The organism is Enterobacter cloacae complex sp. I3 (genome assembly GCF_014896175.1).
GTDB classification, from domain to species: Bacteria; Pseudomonadota; Gammaproteobacteria; order Enterobacterales; family Enterobacteriaceae; genus Enterobacter; species Enterobacter bugandensis.
This window is the reverse complement of the sequence record NZ_JADBQZ010000034.1, coordinates 1-3,316: the sequence shown is the minus strand read 5'-3', so window position 1 is coordinate 3,316 and position 3,316 is coordinate 1. Positions and strand designations below refer to the sequence as shown.

General features: G+C 57.9%; 2 protein-coding genes. Both read left to right on the top strand.

Annotated features, from left to right (window positions below; all coding sequences use genetic code 11):
* Nucleotides 1-315 precede the first annotated feature (315 nt).
* Nucleotides 316-1,905, top strand: coding sequence for a bifunctional phosphoribosylaminoimidazolecarboxamide formyltransferase/IMP cyclohydrolase (gene purH / locus IM271_RS20095; RefSeq protein ID WP_088204568.1), 1,590 nt, complete (start codon nt 316-318; stop codon nt 1,903-1,905).
* A 15-nt stretch (nt 1,906-1,920) separates the two neighbouring features.
* Complete coding sequence (gene purD, locus IM271_RS20090) at nt 1,921-3,213, top strand: phosphoribosylamine--glycine ligase (RefSeq protein WP_045261355.1); 1,293 nt, start codon at nt 1,921-1,923, stop codon at nt 3,211-3,213.
* Nucleotides 3,214-3,316 lie beyond the last annotated feature (103 nt).

Below are 3,316 nucleotides of genomic sequence, written 5' to 3'. Positions count from 1 at the left end.
GGGTTAACTGTGAAGTGATTCACATCCGCCGTGTCGATGGAGGCGCATTATAGGGAGTTCTCCGCAGCCCGCAACCGCTAAATGACAGAAAAATGACTGACTGCTGCATTCCCCAGCAAAACCCCGCCTTATACCCTTTTACACACAGAGTTATCCACAGCGCTTCGAAAAAGTGAAAATATGCGAGCGTTGCGCAAACGTTTTCGTTAAAATGCTCGCGCTTAACAAGGAGGCCTCGTCAGGTGTGTTAGATGAGTTTTTCGCTGGAAAATTCATCTAACGCTCTCTGTAATCGTGAAATCCAGGGGATTTACCATGCAACAACGTCGTCCAGTCCGCCGCGCTCTGCTCAGTGTTTCTGATAAAGCCGGTATCGTCGAATTCGCTCAGGCACTTTCCGCACGCGGTGTGGAGCTGCTTTCTACAGGCGGTACCGCTCGCCTGTTAGCAGATAAAGGTCTGCCGGTAACCGAAGTGTCCGACTACACCGGTTTCCCGGAAATGATGGATGGACGCGTCAAAACCCTGCATCCGAAAGTGCACGGCGGCATTCTGGGCCGTCGCGGTCAGGACGACGGCATTATGGAACAGCATGATATCGCGCCTATCGATATGGTTGTTGTTAACCTCTACCCGTTTGCCCAGACCGTCGCCCGCGAAGGCTGCTCTCTGGAAGATGCGGTTGAGAATATTGATATTGGCGGCCCAACCATGGTGCGCTCCGCGGCGAAGAACCATAAAGATGTGGCCATCGTGGTGAAGAGCAGCGACTACAGCGCCATTATTAATGAGATGGATGCTAACGACGGCTCCCTCACTCTCGAAACCCGCTTCGACCTTGCGATTAAGGCCTTCGAACACACCGCCGCGTACGACAGCATGATTGCCAACTACTTCGGTAGCCTGGTTCCTGCCTACCACGGTGAAAGCAAAGATCCTTCTGGCCGCTTCCCGCGCACCCTGAACCTGAACTTCATTAAGAAGCAGGATATGCGTTACGGCGAGAACAGCCACCAGCAGGCTGCCTTCTATATAGAAGAAGAGGTAAAGGAAGCCTCCGTTGCGACCGCCCAGCAGGTTCAGGGCAAAGCCCTTTCCTATAACAACATTGCTGACACCGACGCCGCGCTGGAATGCGTGAAAGAGTTCAGCGAGCCAGCCTGCGTTATCGTCAAGCACGCCAACCCGTGCGGCGTTGCGGTAAGCTCCTCTATTCTGGATGCCTACGATCGCGCCTACAAAACCGACCCGACCTCCGCATTCGGCGGTATTATTGCATTCAACCGCGAGCTGGATGCTGAGACCGCGCAGGCCATTATCTCCCGCCAGTTTGTCGAAGTGATCATCGCGCCATCCGCGTCCGAAGAAGCGCTGAAAATCACCTCGGCGAAACAGAACGTGCGCGTACTGGTTTGCGGCCAGTGGGCGGAGCGCGTGCCGGGCCTGGACTTCAAGCGCGTGAACGGCGGTCTGCTGGTTCAGGATCGCGATTTGGGTATGGTGACAGAAGCCGACCTGCGCGTGGTGACCAAACGACAGCCGACCGAACAGGAGCTGCGCGACGCGCTGTTCTGCTGGAAAGTGGCGAAGTTCGTGAAGTCTAACGCCATTGTCTACGCAAAAGAGAACATGACCATCGGGATAGGCGCAGGCCAGATGAGCCGCGTTTACTCTGCGAAAATCGCGGGTATTAAAGCAGGTGACGAAGGCCTGGAAGTGAAAGGCTCCGCCATGGCCTCTGACGCCTTCTTCCCGTTCCGTGACGGTATCGACGCTGCGGCTGCGGTGGGCATCACCTGTGTGATCCAGCCTGGCGGCTCTATCCGCGACGACGAGGTAATTGCCGCTGCCGACGAACACGGCATCGCAATGATCTTCACCGACATGCGCCACTTCCGCCATTAATTCCCGGAGCAGAAAATGAAAGTATTAGTGATTGGTAACGGCGGGCGCGAGCACGCGCTGGCGTGGAAAGCGGCGCAGTCTCCGCAGGTTAAAACCGTCTTCGTGGCACCGGGCAACGCCGGTACCGCACTGGAACCCGCGCTGCAGAACGTGGCTATCGGCGTGACCGATATCCCGGCGCTGCTGAGCTTTGCCCAGACCGAGAACATCGATCTGACCATCGTCGGCCCGGAAGCGCCGCTGGTAATTGGCGTGGTTGATGCGTTCCGCGCTGCGGGCCTGAAAATCTTCGGCCCAACGGAAGGCGCCGCGCAGCTGGAAGGCTCCAAAGCCTTCACCAAAGATTTCCTTGCGCGTCATAACATTCCGACGGCGGAGTATCAGAACTTCACCGACGTCGAGCCCGCGCTGGCTTACCTGCGTGAAAAAGGCGCGCCGATTGTCATCAAAGCCGACGGTCTGGCCGCCGGGAAAGGCGTTATCGTGGCGATGACGCTCGAAGAAGCCGAAGCGGCCGTTCAGGATATGCTGGCAGGCAACGCTTTTGGCGATGCGGGCCACCGCATCGTGATCGAAGAGTTCCTCGACGGCGAAGAGGCGAGCTTTATCGTAATGGTCGACGGCGAGCACGTTCTGCCGATGGCCACCAGCCAGGATCACAAGCGCGTGGGCAATGGCGATACCGGCCCAAACACCGGCGGGATGGGCGCTTACTCCCCTGCTCCCGTGGTTACCGATGAGGTGCATCAGCGCACCATGGACCGCATCATCTGGCCTACCGTGAAGGGCATGGCGGCGGAAGGCAATACCTACACCGGTTTCCTCTACGCGGGCCTGATGATTGACAAGCAGGGTAACCCGAAGGTGATTGAATTCAACTGCCGCTTCGGCGATCCGGAAACCCAGCCGATCATGCTGCGCATGAAATCCGACCTGGTGGATCTGTGCCTGGCGGCCTGCGAAGGCAAGCTGGACGAGAAAACCTCAGAGTGGGACGAGCGTGCGTCTCTGGGCGTGGTGATTGCTGCGGGTGGCTATCCCGGGAACTACAGCACCGGAGATGAGATCCACGGCCTGCCGCTGGAAGAGATTGACGGCGCGAAGGTGTTCCACGCCGGTACGAAGCTGGCTGACGATGACCGCGTGCTCACCAACGGCGGCCGCGTGCTGTGTGCGACCGCGCTGGGCCAGACCGTGGCAGAAGCGCAGAAACGCGCCTATGCGCTGATGGCGGATATTCACTGGAACGGCAGCTTCAGCCGTCAGGATATCGGTTATCGTGCTATTGCGCGGGAGCAGGGGGAGTAATTTCCCCCTAACCCTGACCCTCTCCCTCTGTACGGTCCGGGGACATAGTGAACACTTGTTCGGGGACATGGTAGACACTTACAACTGAGGCATAAGAACCCGT